The 16,638-nt window shown below is 57.8% G+C and carries 14 protein-coding genes and 1 tRNA gene; 6 read left to right on the top strand and 9 right to left on the bottom strand.

The window, feature by feature from the left end:
- Window positions 1-42: 42 nt before the first annotated feature.
- Window positions 43-2,199 carry an alpha-glucuronidase family glycosyl hydrolase gene (locus J4D97_RS04360; protein WP_432207207.1) on the bottom strand — a complete coding sequence of 719 codons (2,157 nt, stop codon included), beginning with the start codon at window positions 2,197-2,199 and terminating at the stop codon, window positions 43-45.
- A gap of 400 nt (window positions 2,200-2,599) precedes the next feature.
- Between J4D97_RS04360 and J4D97_RS04355 the strand changes: the two genes are divergently transcribed.
- On the top strand, window positions 2,600-2,959 hold the full coding sequence (locus J4D97_RS04355; protein ID WP_208306531.1) for a hypothetical protein: 360 nt from the start codon (window positions 2,600-2,602) through the stop codon (window positions 2,957-2,959).
- Here the strand turns inward: J4D97_RS04355 and J4D97_RS04350 are convergent.
- A complete protein-coding gene (locus J4D97_RS04350) occupies window positions 2,956-3,540 on the bottom strand; it encodes an HD domain-containing protein (protein ID WP_208306530.1) in 585 nt (194 codons plus the stop codon). The two genes, J4D97_RS04355 and J4D97_RS04350, sit on opposite strands and share 4 nt — an antisense overlap.
- A gap of 184 nt (window positions 3,541-3,724) precedes the next feature.
- Here J4D97_RS04350 and J4D97_RS04345 point away from each other — a divergent pair, with 184 nt between their 5' ends.
- On the top strand, window positions 3,725-6,406 hold the full coding sequence (locus tag J4D97_RS04345; protein WP_208306529.1) for a cyclic nucleotide-binding domain-containing protein: 2,682 nt from the start codon (window positions 3,725-3,727) through the stop codon (window positions 6,404-6,406).
- A 188-nt stretch (window positions 6,407-6,594) separates the two neighbouring features.
- Here J4D97_RS04345 and J4D97_RS04340 read toward each other — a convergent pair whose 3' ends face one another.
- From J4D97_RS04340 to J4D97_RS04315, 6 genes are all read right to left on the bottom strand, one after another.
- On the bottom strand, window positions 6,595-7,641 hold the full coding sequence (locus J4D97_RS04340; protein ID WP_185281411.1) for an adenylate/guanylate cyclase domain-containing protein: 1,047 nt from the start codon (window positions 7,639-7,641) through the stop codon (window positions 6,595-6,597).
- Window positions 7,631-8,026, bottom strand: coding sequence for a response regulator (locus J4D97_RS04335; RefSeq protein WP_185281410.1), 396 nt, complete (start codon window positions 8,024-8,026; stop codon window positions 7,631-7,633). Before J4D97_RS04335 ends, J4D97_RS04340 begins: the two co-directional genes overlap by 11 nt.
- 125 nt (window positions 8,027-8,151) lie before the next feature.
- A complete protein-coding gene (locus J4D97_RS04330) occupies window positions 8,152-9,531 on the bottom strand; it encodes a sensor histidine kinase (RefSeq protein WP_208306528.1) in 1,380 nt (459 codons plus the stop codon).
- A 58-nt stretch (window positions 9,532-9,589) separates the two neighbouring features.
- Window positions 9,590-9,898, bottom strand: coding sequence for a hypothetical protein (locus J4D97_RS04325; protein ID WP_208306527.1), 309 nt, complete (start codon window positions 9,896-9,898; stop codon window positions 9,590-9,592).
- Window positions 9,899-10,283: 385 nt separating this feature from the next.
- Window positions 10,284-11,783 (bottom strand): S8 family peptidase, encoded by a 1,500-nt coding sequence (locus tag J4D97_RS04320; protein WP_185281407.1) that lies wholly within the window; start codon window positions 11,781-11,783, stop codon window positions 10,284-10,286.
- A 380-nt stretch (window positions 11,784-12,163) separates the two neighbouring features.
- Window positions 12,164-12,236: transfer RNA gene (locus J4D97_RS04315), tRNA-Gly, on the bottom strand.
- 127 nt (window positions 12,237-12,363) lie between these two features.
- Here J4D97_RS04315 and J4D97_RS04310 point away from each other — a divergent pair.
- From J4D97_RS04310 to J4D97_RS04295, 4 genes are all read left to right on the top strand, one after another.
- Complete coding sequence (locus J4D97_RS04310; protein ID WP_208306526.1) at window positions 12,364-12,591, top strand: hypothetical protein; 228 nt, start codon at window positions 12,364-12,366, stop codon at window positions 12,589-12,591.
- Window positions 12,592-12,599: 8 nt separating this feature from the next.
- The gene (locus J4D97_RS04305; RefSeq protein WP_208306525.1) at window positions 12,600-12,815 is read left to right on the top strand and encodes a hypothetical protein; all 216 of its coding nucleotides are present in this window, start codon (window positions 12,600-12,602) and stop codon (window positions 12,813-12,815) included.
- A 13-nt stretch (window positions 12,816-12,828) separates the two neighbouring features.
- The gene (locus J4D97_RS04300; RefSeq protein WP_208306524.1) at window positions 12,829-13,365 is read left to right on the top strand and encodes a GNAT family N-acetyltransferase; all 537 of its coding nucleotides are present in this window, start codon (window positions 12,829-12,831) and stop codon (window positions 13,363-13,365) included.
- A gap of 148 nt (window positions 13,366-13,513) precedes the next feature.
- On the top strand, window positions 13,514-14,548 hold the full coding sequence (locus tag J4D97_RS04295) for a hypothetical protein (protein WP_208306523.1): 1,035 nt from the start codon (window positions 13,514-13,516) through the stop codon (window positions 14,546-14,548).
- Window positions 14,549-14,558: 10 nt separating this feature from the next.
- On the opposite strand, the gene J4D97_RS04290 is transcribed toward J4D97_RS04295, so the two are convergent.
- Window positions 14,559-16,631: a glycoside hydrolase family 65 protein gene (locus J4D97_RS04290; protein WP_243900160.1), complete on the bottom strand. Its 2,073-nt coding sequence runs from the start codon at window positions 16,629-16,631 to the stop codon at window positions 14,559-14,561.
- Window positions 16,632-16,638: the final 7 nt, after the last annotated feature.

Raw genomic sequence — 16,638 nt, 5'->3', positions numbered from 1 at the left:
ATGCGTCTCTACATCGTTATAGAAAGCCGGAGTGCCTTCCAACTACTTCAACTGATACACCTCCGCCAACTCCTTCACTTGATCTAGCGTGCGAGTAGGGGGCGTGAAGGGCGCTGGGATGGGTTGGCGGGCGAACGTCTGGAAGTAAAGCACGCAGGCGTCGCGCCACCAGAGGGCTTCTTTGTGCTGGGTTTGCAGGCGGGCCTGCACGTTGGCAAACAGGGTAGGGTCGAGGGCAGGCTGCACCTGCTGCCATTGCTGCTGGAGCCACAGCACCGAGTCGGCGCCGGTGTAGTAGCGGTAGCACAGCTCATTCCAGAGCGTTTTGCCGGTGCGCAGGGGCTGCGACCAGCCCACGTGTTGGAACCACATTAGGTAGTCCAAGGGGCATGTTTGGCGGTTACCCCACTGCTGCTGTATCTGCGGGGCGTATTGGCCCAGGGCGTTGCTGCCGCTGGCTGTGCGGTCGAAGCCCAGGCCTTGGGCGTCGGCGCTGTGGTAGAACGCGGCCGTCCAGCGGTTGCGGGGGGTAGACGGCAGCCACGGCTCGGGACCAAAATGGACGCCGTGCCCCATGATGTGGTGCAGACCCAATGGCGTAGTGTAGCGCACGTAAATATCTCGCGACTTCACCATCATATCCGTGATAGTAGCCACGGCTTTGGGCTCGGCGGTAAGCGTCATGCGCGTCCATTCCTGCGCAATGGCTTCCGAAGTCAGCTCATAATCCCAGGCCAAGCGGCCGAACGCGTACCAATTGGCCTGCGCGATGGGATGGCCAGTCCAGTTGCGGTCGGAGCCTATGTTGGCCACGCCCGCAATGGCACTGATGGCGTGGTGGTCGAGGCTGCCGTCTACTATCTTCGCCACTGTCGAACCGGGGCCTTTGGCGTAGGTATCCGAATCCAGGCACTCTTTGAACAGCGGCGCTAGATACACCAGGTGGGTAGCGAAGCCCAGGTATTCCTGCGTAATCTGTACTTCCAGCACCAGCGGCGTTTGGGGCATCTTGCCGAAGAGCGGGTGAAATGGCTCCCGCGCCTGAAAATCCAATGGGCCGTTCTTCACCTGCACCAGCACCTTATCGGCAAACTGGCCGTCGAAGGGTTTGAACTCGTCGTAGGAAGCCCGAAACCGGTCGTTGTTGACGTCGGCCTTGTACACGAAGGCGCGCCACATCACGAGGCCGTCGTGGTTGCCCAAGGCGGCGGCGAGCATGTTGGCGCCGTCGGCGTGGGTACGGTTGTAGTCCTGCGGGCCGGGCTGGCCCTCGGAGTTGGCTTTCACCAGAAAACCGCCAAAGTCGGGAATGGTGCGGTAAATCTCGTCGGTTTTAGCCTTCCACCACTGCTGCACCCGCGGGTCGAGCGGGTCGGCAGTGGGTAGACCGCCCAGCACCTTGGGCGCCGCCCAAAAGACTGACAAATACACCCGAATACCATAGGGGCGCATCACGCTGGCCAGGGCCGCTATTTTGCCCAGATATTCCGTAGTAAGATAGCGCGGACTGGCATTCACGTTATTGAGCACCACGCCGTTGATGCCGATAGAGGCATTGGCGCGGGCGTAGTCGGTGTAGCGTGGGTCGAGGCGCTCGGGTAGCTCGTACCACTGCCAGATGCTGGCGCCCGCGTAGCCGCGCTCGATGGTGCCGTTCTGGTTGTCCCAGTGGTTGAGGAAGCGGTACTGAATTTTGGGTGCGCTGCTCAGGCTGATGCCCGCTAACGGCTGACCGGTTTGCAGGTGGCGCAACAAGGCAAAAGCCCCATAAAGCACGCCCGCGTCCCTCTGCCCCGTCACCACTAAGTTGCCCTTCTCTGTGGTAATGCGGTAGCCTTCCTTCGCCAATGCAGCAGCGGTAGCACCCGAGCCCGCATCGATACGCACGTTCGGATCGACGCGCAACACAATACCGCCCTTCTTGCCCGAAGACCTACCTACCACCGGCACCGATTGGCCCAGTAGCCCGTTCAATCCTCGTTGCAGCTCGGCAGTGGCCGCCTGTAGGGTAGGGTTGGTGCGTTCTTCGGTAGCAATAAAGCGAAGGCTTCGTTGGTAGGCTTTGCGTTGGGCAGCATCGGGTAGCAAGTCGTATTTCAGCCACAGGCGGTAGCCGTCGTCGGCCACGGCGTGGCGCGTACCCACGGCGAGCAAGAGCATTAGCAAAAGGCAGCGCAAAGAAAGGGTAGGCGTTTTCATGGATAGGGCAGGTAAAGGAAGGCTGCCAGCATAAAAGCAACCGGTAAATAGCACAGGCATGTCCTGCATAAGAAACGGAAAACTACTCGCTCTAACGCTAGATACGGGCGGCTTCGGTAGATAAATCAGCGGAAACGTTTTCGTAAATAGGAGTTTACAGCCGTCTTGTAATCAGCGCTGGCGTGACCCCACCCCCAGCCCCTCCGGGAGAGGGGTGCGTTCGACGACACATTAGTCTTGCGACTGGCACCCCTCTCCCCTCCCGGAGGGGCTGGGGGTGGGGTCACGCCAGCGCTGATTACAAGACGGCTATAGGAGTGCCCGTTGCAATGATTGGCCGCGAGCTGGAAGTAAGCGTCAGCGCGTACTTTAGCCGCTCTACTTACTTTATCTGTTGATTATGCAATACACTGTGAGACGCGCGGCCATACTGCTTGGGCTGCTGCTACTGGTATGGTCGCATGCGGCCACTGCCCAAACGCGGTACCACTTCATGCAAATGACGGTGGCAGGACGTGTTCCCTTCCGGATTTACTTTGCTCCAGCCCTCAAAGGTCAGGGAGTGGTAGAATTAGAACAAGGTTTCCTCACGTTGTCGCAAGACAAATTTGCGGATCGGCTACAGCGAAACGACAGTTTCGTGATGCAGAAGCTAGACGAATTGTCGGCCGCCGGTTGGGAACTGGTAACGACGACCAGCCAAACCGGCGGGAAAGACGAAACGGACTACGTGCGCTACCTTTTTCGGAAGGCGTATTAGGTATCTAGCACCGCCCGCGCCGCGGCCAAGTGCGCTTGCTTGCTGGCTTCGCGGCGTTGCAGGGCCGTGCGCGTCCAGTAACAATGCTCACTCAAGAACTTCACTTGCAGCTCCTGCCAGGCACGCAGGTTCTGCATCTTGCCGCGGGCTTGCAGCTCTTGCAGCAGGGTGTTGCTGATGGGTAGGAAATCGGGGCGGCCGAGGTAGTCGAGGTCAGCATCGCAGAGGATTTGGGCCAGGTGCGAGGTGCCGGGGTTTTGAGGCATCTGTGTGGCCATAATCAACTGGCAGATGCTCTCAATCTGCTCGGGCGTGTAGCCCATATCGGGTAGTACCTGGCGGGCCAGCGCGCAGCCGGCCTCCTCGTGGCCCTGGTAGGTAGTCAGAAAACCCGTATCATGAAAAAACGCCGCCGTGCGCAGCAGAATCCGCTCCTGCGCGTCGGTAACGCCCTCAGCATCAGCCAGCGACTCGGCTTGCGCCACCACATCCAGGGTATGGTGCAGGCCGTGGTAGTAGAGGGTAGGGGAGAGGTGCTGCAACTGGTGCAGCACGTAGGTTTCGGCGCGTTGGCAGTCCATACGATGTCAGCAAACGAAAAGAAGCAGGCGTAAGTACAGGAAAATTACGCTGTCAGCCACTTTATGCTCCTATCTTGCGGAGATGATTTTAGCTGCTGGCTAATGGCTATTAGCTGCTAGCTTTCGACAGCTATTCCAGAATGGGAGCTAATAGCCAACAGCTATCAGCTAACAGCTACCTACTATGACACTACTCGCACGCTGGCAACAACTGGTGGGGATTCGCGCCGAGGAAGGCCGCACCGTTGGGCTGTTCTTTTTGCACAACTTCCTGCTGGGCATCGGCACCATTCTGGTGTACGTGTCGGCCAACGTTATTCTGCTCGAAAATCACCCCGAGCGCAACTTGCCGCTGGCCTACGGCGTGTCCGCGCTGGCGATGCTGGCCGCCGGCCGAATCTACGCCCACTACGAGCACCACCTGGGGTTGCAGCGCGTGGCGGTGCGGGTGCTGCTGGCCGTGGTTGTGCTCACGGGCGTGCTGGGCGTGTTGGTCTACGCGGGGCACTCGGTAGCGGCGGCCGTAGCCATTATGGCGGGCTATAGGGTTATCTATTTGCTGACTAATCTGGAGTTTTGGGGCGTGTCGGCGGTGGTGTTTGATGTGCGTCAGAGCCGGCGCCTGTTCAGCGTCATCAGTTCCGGCGACATGCCCGCCAAGGCCTTGGGAGCCGTGCTAGCTATTCTCATTCACCACCACACCGAGCTGTTGTGGCTGCTGCTCACGGCGTTTGGTGCCTACCTGGCCGCCTTGCTCACGCTGCGCGCTACCTCGCGCCGGCACGAAGTAGCTGTGCAGCCCGCCCGCCGGGCCACGCGCCAGGAAGCGGTAGCGCCGGGCTTGCAACGCTGGTTCGGTAGCAGCCGTCTGGTGCTTTCTATGTGCCTGAGTATGTTGGCTATTGCCATCGTGACAACGGGCGTGGAATACTCGTTTTTCGTGAACGTGAAGCACCGCTTCCACGATCAGGCCCTGGTAATGCGCTACGTGGGCGGCGTGCTGGTCGTCACCTACTTAGTGGCGTTGCTGATGAAGCTCCTCCTCACCGGCCAAGCGCTGGACAGGGTAGGAATGCGCCGCGTGCTGCTGGCCCTACCCGTGGTGATGCTGGGTGCGCTGGCCCTGTTTGGCGGATTGCATCTGGGCGGTATCGCCAACAGCATGCTCTACTTCTGCGGCTTGTTTCTGACGCTGGAAGTGCTGCGCCGCGCCGTGTTCGATCCAGTGTTTCTGGTGCTGTTTCAGCCCCTTTCGCCGCCCGAGCGTCTGGAGGCGCACACACTAGCTAAGGGCGTATACGAGCCGCTGGGCATGGGCTTGGCAGGTGCGGCGCTGTTTCTGCTGTCCAGCGGGCAGGGGCTAACTCAGGGTATGATGTTCGCATGGCTGGGGGTGTTTCTGCTGGTGGTGCTGTTCTACCTGCACCGCACCTACGGGCACTACCTGGCCGAGCTGCGACACGCCGTGCGCCGCCGCTTCGCCGATGACGCTGTGCCCACGCCTACCTCCGAAGTCGAGAATACACCCGCTGCGCCGGCTGAAATCCGCCAGCTGATTGCCAACCTACCCGACAAAGCCCGCCGTGCTGCTGCCTCGGCCCGCTTGTCTCGGCTGGGCACCACGGCTCTACCCTTGCTCACAGAAGCCCTACGCACCAGCACCGACGAGCACATTATTCGGCGGGTGTCGCAGCTGTGTGGGCGACTGCCAGTAGCAGCCAGCCGGCAGGCGCTGGTGGAGCTGGTGCGCCAGCCCAACCTGTTCCGGCGCGAAGCCGGGCTGCGGGCGCTCCGGTCATTCGACCCAGCCGTCGCCGACGAGCCGGTGTTTCAGGATTTGGTGCAGGAGGAACTGCGTCTGGGCCAGGAGTTGCTGCACGGCCAAGCTGTTGCCCCCGATATGACCCTACGCGACAGCCTGGAATATGAGCTGACGCGCCTGCAACAGCGGGTGTTTGGCTTGCTGCTCCAGCTCTACCCGCCCCAGCTCATTGCCGATGCCCAACGTGGCGTGGCCCACGCCGCCCGCGAGCGGCAGGCCAACGCCCTCGAAATGCTCGATAATCTGATTGCGCGTCCGGTGTACCAAGCCCTGCAAACCTTGCTGGACGTAGCCCCACCTGCTGCCAAAGCCCGCCGCTTCGAGAATCTGCTAGGACCAACGGCTGCATCTACCCCTCTCACCGAAACCATCATCCGGCGCGGCAGCGCGGCCTTCTCTGACTGGACCATTGCGGTGGCGTTGCGCCAGTGGCACCCTACCCCCTACACCATTGATGCGCTGCTGCCGCACCTGAACAGTGCCAGTCCGCTGGTGCAAGAAAGCGCCCTGGCCGTGCTGGACCGCTTCGCCCACGACGCGCCCGAGGGCTTTCAGTATCTTCTTACCGCTCACCCTACCCTAGCTTCCCTACGCATGCACCACGCCGCTTCCGCTTCTCGTATCTCGGCCACCGAACGGGTAGCCTTGCTGAAAAACACCGCTCTGTTTGCTGCTACTCCCGAAAACGTGCTCAGCAGCATTGTGCCTATCATGAAGGAAGTGACTTTCGAGAGCGGCCACCAGATTTTCGCCAAGGGCGACCTGGGTACGTCGTTGTTTATTGTGTACGAAGGGGAGGTAGGCATTTTCACCGGCGCCCAACAGCTCGCCACCTTCCAAGCCGGCGACTTCTTCGGCGAACTAGCCCTACTCGACGCTGAACCGCGCTCTGCCTCAGCCATAGCGCAAAGTCCCGTCACCGCCTTCCGCCTCGATCAGGAAGATTTCTACGACGTGATGGAGGAACGCGGCGAGGTGTTGCGGAACATCCTGCGCGTACTCTGCCAGCGCCTGCGGCGGCAGAATGAAGCGGTGAAGTTATGAGGCGGCAGCGAGTGACTGAGTGCGAGAGTGACTGAGTGAAAAATGCGTCTGTCATCCTGAGCGGAGCGAAGGACCTTCTACCAGTTGAACGAATCGTTGCTACGATGGTCGTTCTAGCGTGATAAGGTCCTTCGCTCCGCTTAGGATGACAGACGCATTTTTCAATTCACCACTTTACAATCTCACCTCTAGCTCACTACCTCATAAATCATCATCGGTTGAGCCTTGTTCTTCAGGCTGACTTCCTGCAACGGTTGGCAGTGAAAAGACTCTTTCACCTGCTGATAGGTAGCCTCTGTAATGATGATTTGGCCGGGCTGGGCGGCTGATTGGAGGCGCTGGCTAGTATTCACGGTGTCGCCGATAACGGTGTAGTCGAGGCGCTTGAGGGAGGCCGAGCCGATATTGCCCGACACCATTTCGCCGGTGTTTATGCCAATGCTGACCTGGGGCCGGTAGATCCGGCCGTCGGGTAGGGTGAACTCGTTGGCCTGCACCACGGCCCGCGCCGCCAACGAGGCGTCGATGGCGCGGTCGAGGTGGAACTCGTCGCGGAACACGGCCATCACGGCGTCGCCCATAAACTTGTCAATGTAGCCGCCCTGCGCAATCACCTCCTTCACCATCTGGTCGAAGTAGGTGTTGAGCATGGTCACGATATCGGCCGGGGGTAGCACTTCGGAAAGCGACGTGAAACCGCAAATGTCGATAAAGACCACGGTAGCGTCCACCGTTTCGCTCACCATCAGCGTCTTCTCGAAATCGGGTCTACCCATGAGGTTGAGTACCGTGCCATCCACGTACATGCGCAGGATGTTGTTTTCCTGAATGGCTTTCAGCGTCTCGCGCATCTGCCGCACCTGCTGGGCGGTCTTCTCCACGGTTACCTCCAAATCGTTGAAATCTACAGGCTTGCAGATGAAATCGAAAGCGCCGCGGTTCATGGCCAGCCGGATGTTCTCCATATCCCCGTAGGCCGACACGATAACGGCTTTGGCCATCGGGTTGGCCTCGGGGAGCTTGCCTAACAGCGTCAGCCCGTCCATCACCGGCATGTTGATGTCGCTGAGGATAATGTCCATATCTGGGTGCTCTCGAATGCAGTCTAGGGCCTCCTGGCCGTTGCTGGCAAACACAAACTCGTAGACGTTTTCCCGGATTTTGCGCCGGAACTTCTGCTTGATGAGCAGCTCCAAGTCGGCCTCGTCGTCTACTACCAGTATCTTAGTTTTCATGGCTCGCTAGCACAGTCAGTTTCTCTTTCAGCGCGACAAAATCTACGGGCTTGGTCAGGAAGTCGTTGGCTCCCAGTTGCATGGCTTGTTGGCGGGTAGGGTCGTCGCCGTAGGCCGTCAGCATCATCACCTGTGGTGGGGTAGGGGGCGGGGCGGCGTAGGTCTGCTTGATGTGACGCAGCAACTCCAAGCCACTCATGCCGGGCATATTAATGTCGGATAAAATCAGCACCACTTCTGAGGCATGATCGTGCAAATACGTCAGGGCTTCCTCGCCCGAGTAGGCAAAGGAAAAGGTGAACAACCCACTGCGGATTTCGCGTCGGAAGCGCTGCTCAAATAGCACGCGCACATCGGCTTCATCGTCTACTACCAGTATTTTCATCACAAACAAAGCTATGCGTTTAATTTAGCTAGTAGCTGCCGGCTGTTAGCTATTGGTTCTTCTCAAACGAGAGCAAGCAATTCACGAAAGCCATCAGCTAATAGCAAATGACTAACAGCTAAAAATCACCCAGGTAGCCTGATAATAAACTCCGTGCCTTCGCCTTCCTCGGTTTCCACCGTCAGGGTGCCGCCGTGGCCCTTCGTGATGATATCGTAACTCAGCGACAGACCCAGCCCGGTGCCCTCGCCGGTGGGCTTGGTGGTGAAAAATGGCTGAAAAATCTTGTCTTTCACGCTCTCCGGGATGCCCGTGCCATTGTCGCGCACCCGAATCTCCACCTCCCCCGACGAGCGGTGCAGCGTGTTTACGCTCACGGTAGGCACGTAGCCGGGCGTGTTACCGTCCTTTTGCTTTTTCTGTACCGCGTAGAACGCATTGGTAAACAGATTCAGCAGCACCCTACCCAAATCCTGCGATACAGCACTAATATGCCCCAGCGACGGGTCGAAAAAGGTGGTGATGGTGGCGTTGAAAGTCTTGTCTTTGGCGCGCAGGCCGTGGTAGGCGAGGCGCAGGTATTCGTCGGCTAGCTTGTTGAGGTCGGTGGGCTGCCGCTCGCCATTGTTGGCGCGGGAGTGCTCCAGCATGGCCCGCACAATGCTGGCGGCGCGCTGCCCGTGGTGCGTGATTTTCTGAAGATTCTGCTTGAGGTCAGTCAGGATTTCGGCTTCCAGCTCTGGGTCGCGGTCGGGCTTTTGCTGCTCCTCTTCCAGCTCTGTGAGCAGCTCGGTACTTACGTCGGAGAAGTTGGTAACGAAGTTCAGCGGGTTCTGAATCTCGTGGGCAATACCGGCCGTCAGCTCCCCCAAGCTCGCCATCTTCTCGCTCTGAATCAGTTGATTCTGTGTGATGCGTAGCTCCGTGAGAGCGTAGCGCAGCTCCTCGGCCTGCTGTGTGAGGGTAACGGTGCGCTCGGCCACCAAGCGCTCCAACTCTACATTCTGGGCCGAAATGCGCTGCTTGGTCTTCTCTTCTTCCTCGCGCAGCAGCCGGTCCTTTTCCAGCTGGTTTTTTTGATTGCGGGCAATGAGCGCAAAGGTGAATAGCCAGATGAAAGTGAAGGCCTGCGCTACCTCAAAGCTGTCGTCATACTCTTTCAGCATAGCTGGCGCAACCAGCGCCAGTACCAGTTCAAAGGCTGAATATGCAACGAAGGGTAGGGCGGCCAGCAGCAGCAACCGCGCTGGTCGGTACGTGCGCAAGCGCAGCGACACCCAAATGCCTACCCCAAATACAAAGAGCAGATACAGCTCATCTAACTGATCGGATTTCCAGTGAATGAGCGAAGAAAGCGCAAACAGCACCACGCCTGGCACCCAGATGTAGTCCAGCAGCCGGTTGATGCGGGGCAGGCGCGTGGGCAAATCCAGGAACTTCCGGATGACACGCACCAGCCCTACGGCTATTAGAATACTGAAAAAGATAGTCGTATTGACGCTCATAAACGGGTAGAAACAGCAGGATTAACAGCAAAGAAGGGCGTGTTACCGAGGTAGGCAATTACGGACTGGCTTCTTTCTCTTTCTTCGTGCCCCAGCCTTTGGGCAGCGGCAGCGTGAAAACAATGACCGGGTTGCTGGTGCGCAGCTGTTTAGGAGCAGTGAGCGTTTTGAGTTTGTCTTTCTGCTTGGAGAATAGCGTACTAGCGTAGTCGCTCAGCGTTGCTATGGCGGTAGGCACCGTCACGCGCACCACCAGATCCTGCTGCTCTTCAGGGGGTGCCACAGAGTGGGGTGCACTCTGTGCCTGACTGCCGCCGGCTGCCAGCAAAAGCCCAATAAGCAAAAGAAGTATGCGAAAGGCAGCCATAGGAAGTGTATTAGCGCCTTAAATATGCCACGAATAAAAGAGGATACCCAATGCTGAGAAGAGGAAAAACATTGCTGTGCGCTTGCTAAACCCAACAAGTAAGTAACGAATCATGTATTGCAAAACGCGCATCTGTATTTTGATTTAAATTCTGATAGTCAAGCGTTTATTTGTCTTGTTGATAGAATAAGAACGAGTGTGCTTTCCGTGATAAGAGTACCTATACTAAGGAAAACTAGTACAGAATGCTTCAGAAAAAGCAGGTAAGTTGGGCAGTCTTAAAGTGGGGTTAGGTTCTGAGGTAATCAGGCTAGTCAACAAAAAGCCCCGCCGGCAAATACCGGCAGGGCTTTTCTTCGTTGCGTATTTGCGCGGTGCAGCAGGGCTATAGTGCCTGAGATACTGCACGGAAGGCATTTACGCGGCCGTGGCCATAGGCGGCATCGCGGCCGGGCTTGCCTAAATCATCAGCAGAGGCGCGCAGAACGGCTTTCACGCGTGCCGGGTCCATCTGGCCACCATTTTTACCAATGATGAGGGCAGCTACCCCAGTAGCGTGAGGAGCGGCCATGCTGGTGCCAGCCATCCAAGTGTACCCACCGTTTTTGGCCGTGCTCAGTACCATATCAAGCGCCCATACGTACTGGCGTACGCCTCTGAAGACTACTATCTCGCTGCCAGGGTAGGCAAAATCGCCGCCGGGAGCTGCAAAGTCGATAGCCGACGTGCCGTAGTTGGAGTACGAAGCCAACCGGTCCAGATTCGTCGTGAGCGGATTTAGCGCCCAGCCCATAGGGCCAGTGGCCGAAATAGAGATAACGCCCGTAGCATCGGCCGGAATGTGCACCAACGACTGATCCTTGTTGCCGTCGTTGGCATCGTTGCCCGCCGATGCAATGATAGTAACCCCCTGCTTGGCAGCATAGCTAGTTACCTTGCTGATAGCTACCAGTAGCTCCTGCGTGCCTTTGGCATCGTGCTCGATGAAGTCATCCGACGGATCGTTCGGCGTACCGTTGTTATTCAGGAACTTACCATTGCGTAGAATGGCCGCACCCAAGCTGAGGTTGATAACCTTGGCATTGTTCTGCACAGCATACACAATGCCGCTCATCATCCAAGAAAACGAACCTGATCCGCTGTCACGCAATACTTTAACTAACAAAAGCTTGGATTTGGGTGCTACCCCAATAACACCAATGTTGTTGTCGGCCGCGGCAATGGTACCGGCCGTGTGGGTGCCGTGGCTAGAGCCTGCGCCACGAAACTGAGCATCCTCGCCGGGTACAAATGAAACGCTACCCACGATGTTAGACTGTAGGTCGGGGTGGGTCAGATCGAAGCCACTGTCCAGGTCGGCTACCACTACCCCCTCGCCTTGCGCGCCCGTGTTCCAGGCCTGGGGTGCCTGAATGGCCGTGTGGCCCCATTGCAGCGGGAAGTAGGGGTTGCTGTCGCCAGTGCTGGGCGGGTTCACGTTGTTGGCAGCCACATCGGCTGAGCGCTCTTTTTGCGGATCGAAGGCTTGGTAAGTGAAGTCGCGCACCACGGAGCGCACGCCGGTAATTTGAGAAGCCTTAGCAGCAAATTGGGGGTCGTCGGAGGTAGCAACGGCAATGCCCGCTTCGCTAAGTAGCGAGGTAATGGTGCCGTTGGCTGATTCAGCCCGAGCGGTAATGTCGCTAGGCAACTGGTCGCCAGAGGCAATGATAATGTACCGTTTGGAGTCTAGCGTAACGGTGGGGCCATCCTGCGTGGCTTGCTGGGCGGTAGTAGCGCTAAAGTCCTCGGTGGGGGATAAGTCTTCTTTAGCGCAGCCAAACGTGAAAAGTAGGCCTAAGCTGAAAAGAGGAAGGATTTTGTGGGTAAGAGGTTTGGTATACATGGAAGGAAGTAAGAGTGGATAAGAATGCTTTGTAGCTTCTTGTTAACAAGCAGTTACAAAGCGTAATAGAGCCATTTTCCTCCTGTATACCTAATTAATCGAGGATAAAATATAACATTGTTTATATAATATAAATTAAAAAGGTACTATGTTTAGTAATACGTTGGCAATAAAAATCATATTAGTCAATACGTTATGCGCATAAGCGCTCATGATTGGATAATGCATAGCTGCCAGACGGCAACGAATAATCATATAGCATAGTAGTGCGCCGGGAAATAGCCAAAAACCGGTAACAAGCTGGCTTTCTGCGAACATGCGCCGAGGTGCATGAAAAAAGCCACTTACCCGCATTAGGATAAGTGGCTTTTAAACAACTGAGCGAGAAACGAGGCTCGAACTCGCGACCCTCAGCTTGGGAAGCTGATGCTCTACCAACTGAGCTACTCTCGCTGAACTACTTGGTAAGGCAAAAATACACCGCAGAAACCAATTTTCAATACTTGTGCGTATGGGTTTCTACAGGTTGCTTGCAAGGGCAAGCGCTTCTTTGGTTTCTGACAGCTTCTCCTTTTCAATTATGGCTGCAACGCCCAATTCCCGCTCCGGCGGTACTATTCATTTGCTGGTTGGTGGCGTGCTGCTACTGGTGGAGCTGTACTTGTTATTTGGCCGCTATACCGAGTGGCAATCGGGTAACTTCAATACCTTCGGCTTCGTCATCAACATTGCCTTGCTGATTCTGGCGGGCTACTTTCTGCGGGCCGGTTGGGAAATGCGACGCGGCAAAAACAATCTGCTGGATTGAGCCCGTTTGTGCCAAAACTGCTAGGTGTATTGGCGCTGTTACTGAGCGCTGCCCTGTTGGTGCGCGTGTTGGTGAGCACTAGTACGTACCTAATGGCGCCCCCGGCAGCGCCCACCGCCAGCTTGGCTACTGGCAATACTATTGGTTACCTGCTGGCGCTAGCACTGGCCGCACTGGTATCTTTGTGGCTAGGAAGATGGGGCATTCGTCGCCTGCGTCGTTGATTTCACTAGAATTATGTCCTTACCCCTTCGTATACTGGTAGCAAAGCGCACCCCCGAAACGGCCGCGAAACTTGCCGCCCTGGGGCGCCAGACGTTCCACGAGACGTTTGCTGCCGATAATACCCCTACCGACATGGACGCCTACCTGGCGGCTACCTTCGGGCCGGAGCAGCAGTTGAGCGAGTTGCAAGATCCTAATGTCATTTTCTTGCTGGCCCAAATGCAGCAGGAGTTGGTAGGCTATGCCATGCTCCGGCTGAAATCGGACCTAGGCCTAGAGTCGGGTAAACCAGTGGATAACCGCCTGGAAATAGCGCGCCTTTATGTGCGCGAGGACTGGGTAGGCACCGGCCTGGGCGCTACCCTAATGCGCCGGACGCTGGAAGAAGCCCGGGCGCACAAGTGCCGCACGGTGGTGCTGGGCGTGTGGGAGCGAAATACGCGCGCTATTAGCTTCTACCAGCGGTTCGGCTTCAAAGAAATCGGGCAGCATGCCTTTACGCTGGGCTCCGATGTGCAAACGGATTTGATTCTGCGGAAAGGGTTATGAAAACGGCTGGATACGATGCGTTCAGTGGCAACGTTATCTTTGCAGCGTGAATAATCTTGCCAGAAGTATATCTGTACTGAGAATAACCATGTCGGCTAACGGGTTGGAGGCGCTATGCCAGGTAGGGTGGCTAGGCATAATATTGCTGTTGAGCGCATGTTCAAGCCAGTCCGAAAAAGAGAGCCTACCTGTTCTGACTGGTCATTTTGAAGGGCCAGTTACGTACCAGGGCACCGATTTGCGGGTGACACTGGACGTGCGCGAAACAACGTCGGGCCAGATTCAGGCCGATATGCACTTCCCCGAAATTCCTGGTATCAGCTTTCCCGTGGCCAACCTGCGCTACCGGGAGCCGCAACTCCATTTCGAGCAGCAGCCGGGGCAACCGGGTAGCATCACGGTAAATGCCGTGCGCGAGGGCGACTTCCTACGTGGTATTTTCACCTGGGACACCATCCAAACGCAGTTTGTGTGGGTGCGGCGCGGGCAAGCGGCCACGCGGCCCTACCGCGAGCAGTCGGTACGGCTGCCGGGGCTAGCGGCCAAGAGCATGGCCTCGCTGCTGATTCCGCAGGATACGGCGCAGCGCTACCCGGCGGTGGTGATACTGCCCGACCAGATTACGGCGGGCGCCGCCGCTACCCGCGCCGACTTGCTGGCCCGCCACGGCTTCGTGGTGCTACTCTTACCAGCCGTAGCCGCCGACTCAGCCAGCGCGGCCGATTCGGTGGCCTACCATACTGCCAGTGCCGGGCTGGCCGCCTGCCGCACCGAGACCAGCATCGATACGGCTCATGTGGGCTTGTGGGTGCGCGGTGCCAATGCAGCGCTGGCTACGCAAGCGGCGTTGCGGGCACAGGCCAAATGCCGGTTTGCGGTGTTGGAAGGCGTACCCGTCGCGTCGCGTGCCCAGGCGCAGCCATTCCAGCTACTGGCCCGGCAGCTACCCGTGTTGGGACTCTACGGCGCAGCCGACACTACCCTGAACGTGCGTGAGAGCGTCCGGTACCTGCGCCCGGCGCTGAAGGGTAGGGCCAGCACTGTACGACTTTACCCCCACGCCAACCGCAACCTGACGGTGGTAGGCTACACCAATGCCCAGGGCCAGTGGCAGTGGCCCCAGCCGGCTCCCGGCTACGTGAGCGACTTATTGACCTGGCTGCGGCAGCAAGCTGTACGGTAGGCTGGCAATATCAGCGGGCAACAGAATACGTTTTGCGCTGCGGTCCTACCCCCGTTATCTTCACCGACTGCCAGCCCGTGGGCAACGTGGTTTTGCGTTGCACAATGCCAGTAGGTGTAATGTCAAGCCCGCCAAATCCCATCAGCACGGCTTGCAATATCCCGCCCGCGCCCGTAGCAAAGTAGGGGTTCGTACCGCCCTTGGTCTCGGCAATAACCCGGAATGGTGGCAGCAGATTAGGCTCATATGCATCCCGGAAAAACTGCCGTGCCTTTGCGCCATCGCCTAGGCGAGCATAGAGCAAGGCAAAAATGGCCTGGGTCATGGCGGGAGTGCCTTCGTTGGGCACGCGGGTTTCGTAGTACTCCAGGTCTTTTCTGATTTGCGCTGGGTCTGTAATCACTTTTAGAGGGTAAGCCAGCAGATTGACATCGCCCTGCTTGATGCCCTCGCCTTGGTAGGTGGCGTGCTCCTGCGTCACGCCGTTGGGTAGGCGCAGGATGGGAATGTTTTGGGCAACCAGCGCCCAATCGGGGTTGGCGGGTAGCCCCAACAGTTTAGCTGCGGCAGCAGCATTTTGTAGGTTTACTTTGGCGGCGGCATTGGTGAAGGCGTTGTTGTCCACGTTTTCGGCCCACTCGTCAGCGGCTACCACGTTCTTGATGTCATAGTGGCCGGGGCCGTTGCGTTCTACCCGGCTAGCCCAGAAATCGGCGGTGGCTTGCAGGATGGGCCAGCCTTTTTCGCGCAGCCACGTTTTGTCTTGGGTCACGCAGTAGTACTGCCAGGCGGCCAGCGCCACATCGGCCGAAATGTGGTGCTCAAAGGGCCCGCTCAGCGCCCACACCGGCGTTTCCTCTACTCCCGTATCGGCGCTTTCCCACGGAAACATAGCGCCTTGGTAGCCGTGTGCAAAGGCATTGCGCCGGGCTGCTTCCAGCCGGTTGAACCGGTATTCAACCAACGACTTCGCAATTTCGGGGTGCAAGACCAGCAGGGCCGGGTACATCCACAAGTCGGTATCCCAGAATACATGCCCGTTGTAGCCCAGACCCGAAAGGCCCATGGGCGAAGGCGAAAAATCGGTACCGGCCCGCGAAAAGCTGTAGAGATGGTAAAGCATACTATGCACGTCTTGCTGGGCCTGCGCATCGCCGGTAATCTGAATGTCGCTCTGCCACAAGTCCTGCCACGCTTTTTGGTGGAAAGCCAGTAGGCGCTCCTTGCCTTCGAGCCGGGCAAAGACCGTGAGGCGCTCTACTTGGTTCAGCGGGTCGGCATCGTGGGCGGAGGTGAGGGTAGCGCCCGTCACGCCGTACGTGTAAGCTTGCCCCGCCTTCAGCGTTTTACCGAACTTCATCAGGTGCATGTTGCTGTCCCACATCTCGTGAATGACGCGCGGCTCCTGCCCGTGCGGCTCCGAGAATAAAAAGCTGGTGCTGGCACACAGTTGTAACTTGCTGGTAGGGCTGCGGGCCGTGGAGGTAAGCAGGCTGATGGTGACGTGCGGCCGGTCGATTTCGTTGTAGTAGTTCTGCACGTCGCGCAACGCATCGGGCGCTTCCATCACACTGGCAGCCGTTAGGGCAAGGTCTTTTTTGGCGGTGATGGTCACGTCCATCAGCACGCAGTAGGGGAGGTGGCGCAGCGCACGGTAGGTGTAGCTAATGGTAGCCTTATCGCCGTAGTCGAAGGTAGTGGTGAGCGAGGCGCCCCGCATATCGAGCTGTTGCCGGAAGTTGCGGGCATCAGCCGGTCCCAGCCGCCGACCGTCAATTTCCAGATACATATTCAACAGATTGAAACCGTTGAGAAAGTTGCTGACTCTGCCTCGTCCATACTGATCGTAGGCCCCGGCTAGTACTACGCTTTTCACCTTAAACGGCTCGAGCGACGACACCACGCCCAGCATGCCGTTGGCCACCGTCACACCGTAGTAGGCAGCGGGGTCCACTTTGTCGGCCGATAGCACCCAGGGGTCGGGAGTGGTTTGGGCGGTGGCAAGCAAGGGCATCAGCCCGAAAATAAACAGCGTTGCGGCACCCAGCGCACGCGACAGAAAAGCAAGTAGGGAAAGCAGCATAGAAAGA

It is taken from the genome of Hymenobacter defluvii (assembly GCF_017589435.1).
GTDB classification, from domain to species: Bacteria; Bacteroidota; Bacteroidia; order Cytophagales; family Hymenobacteraceae; genus Hymenobacter; species Hymenobacter profundi.
This window is presented reverse-complemented; position numbering and strand designations above follow the sequence as displayed.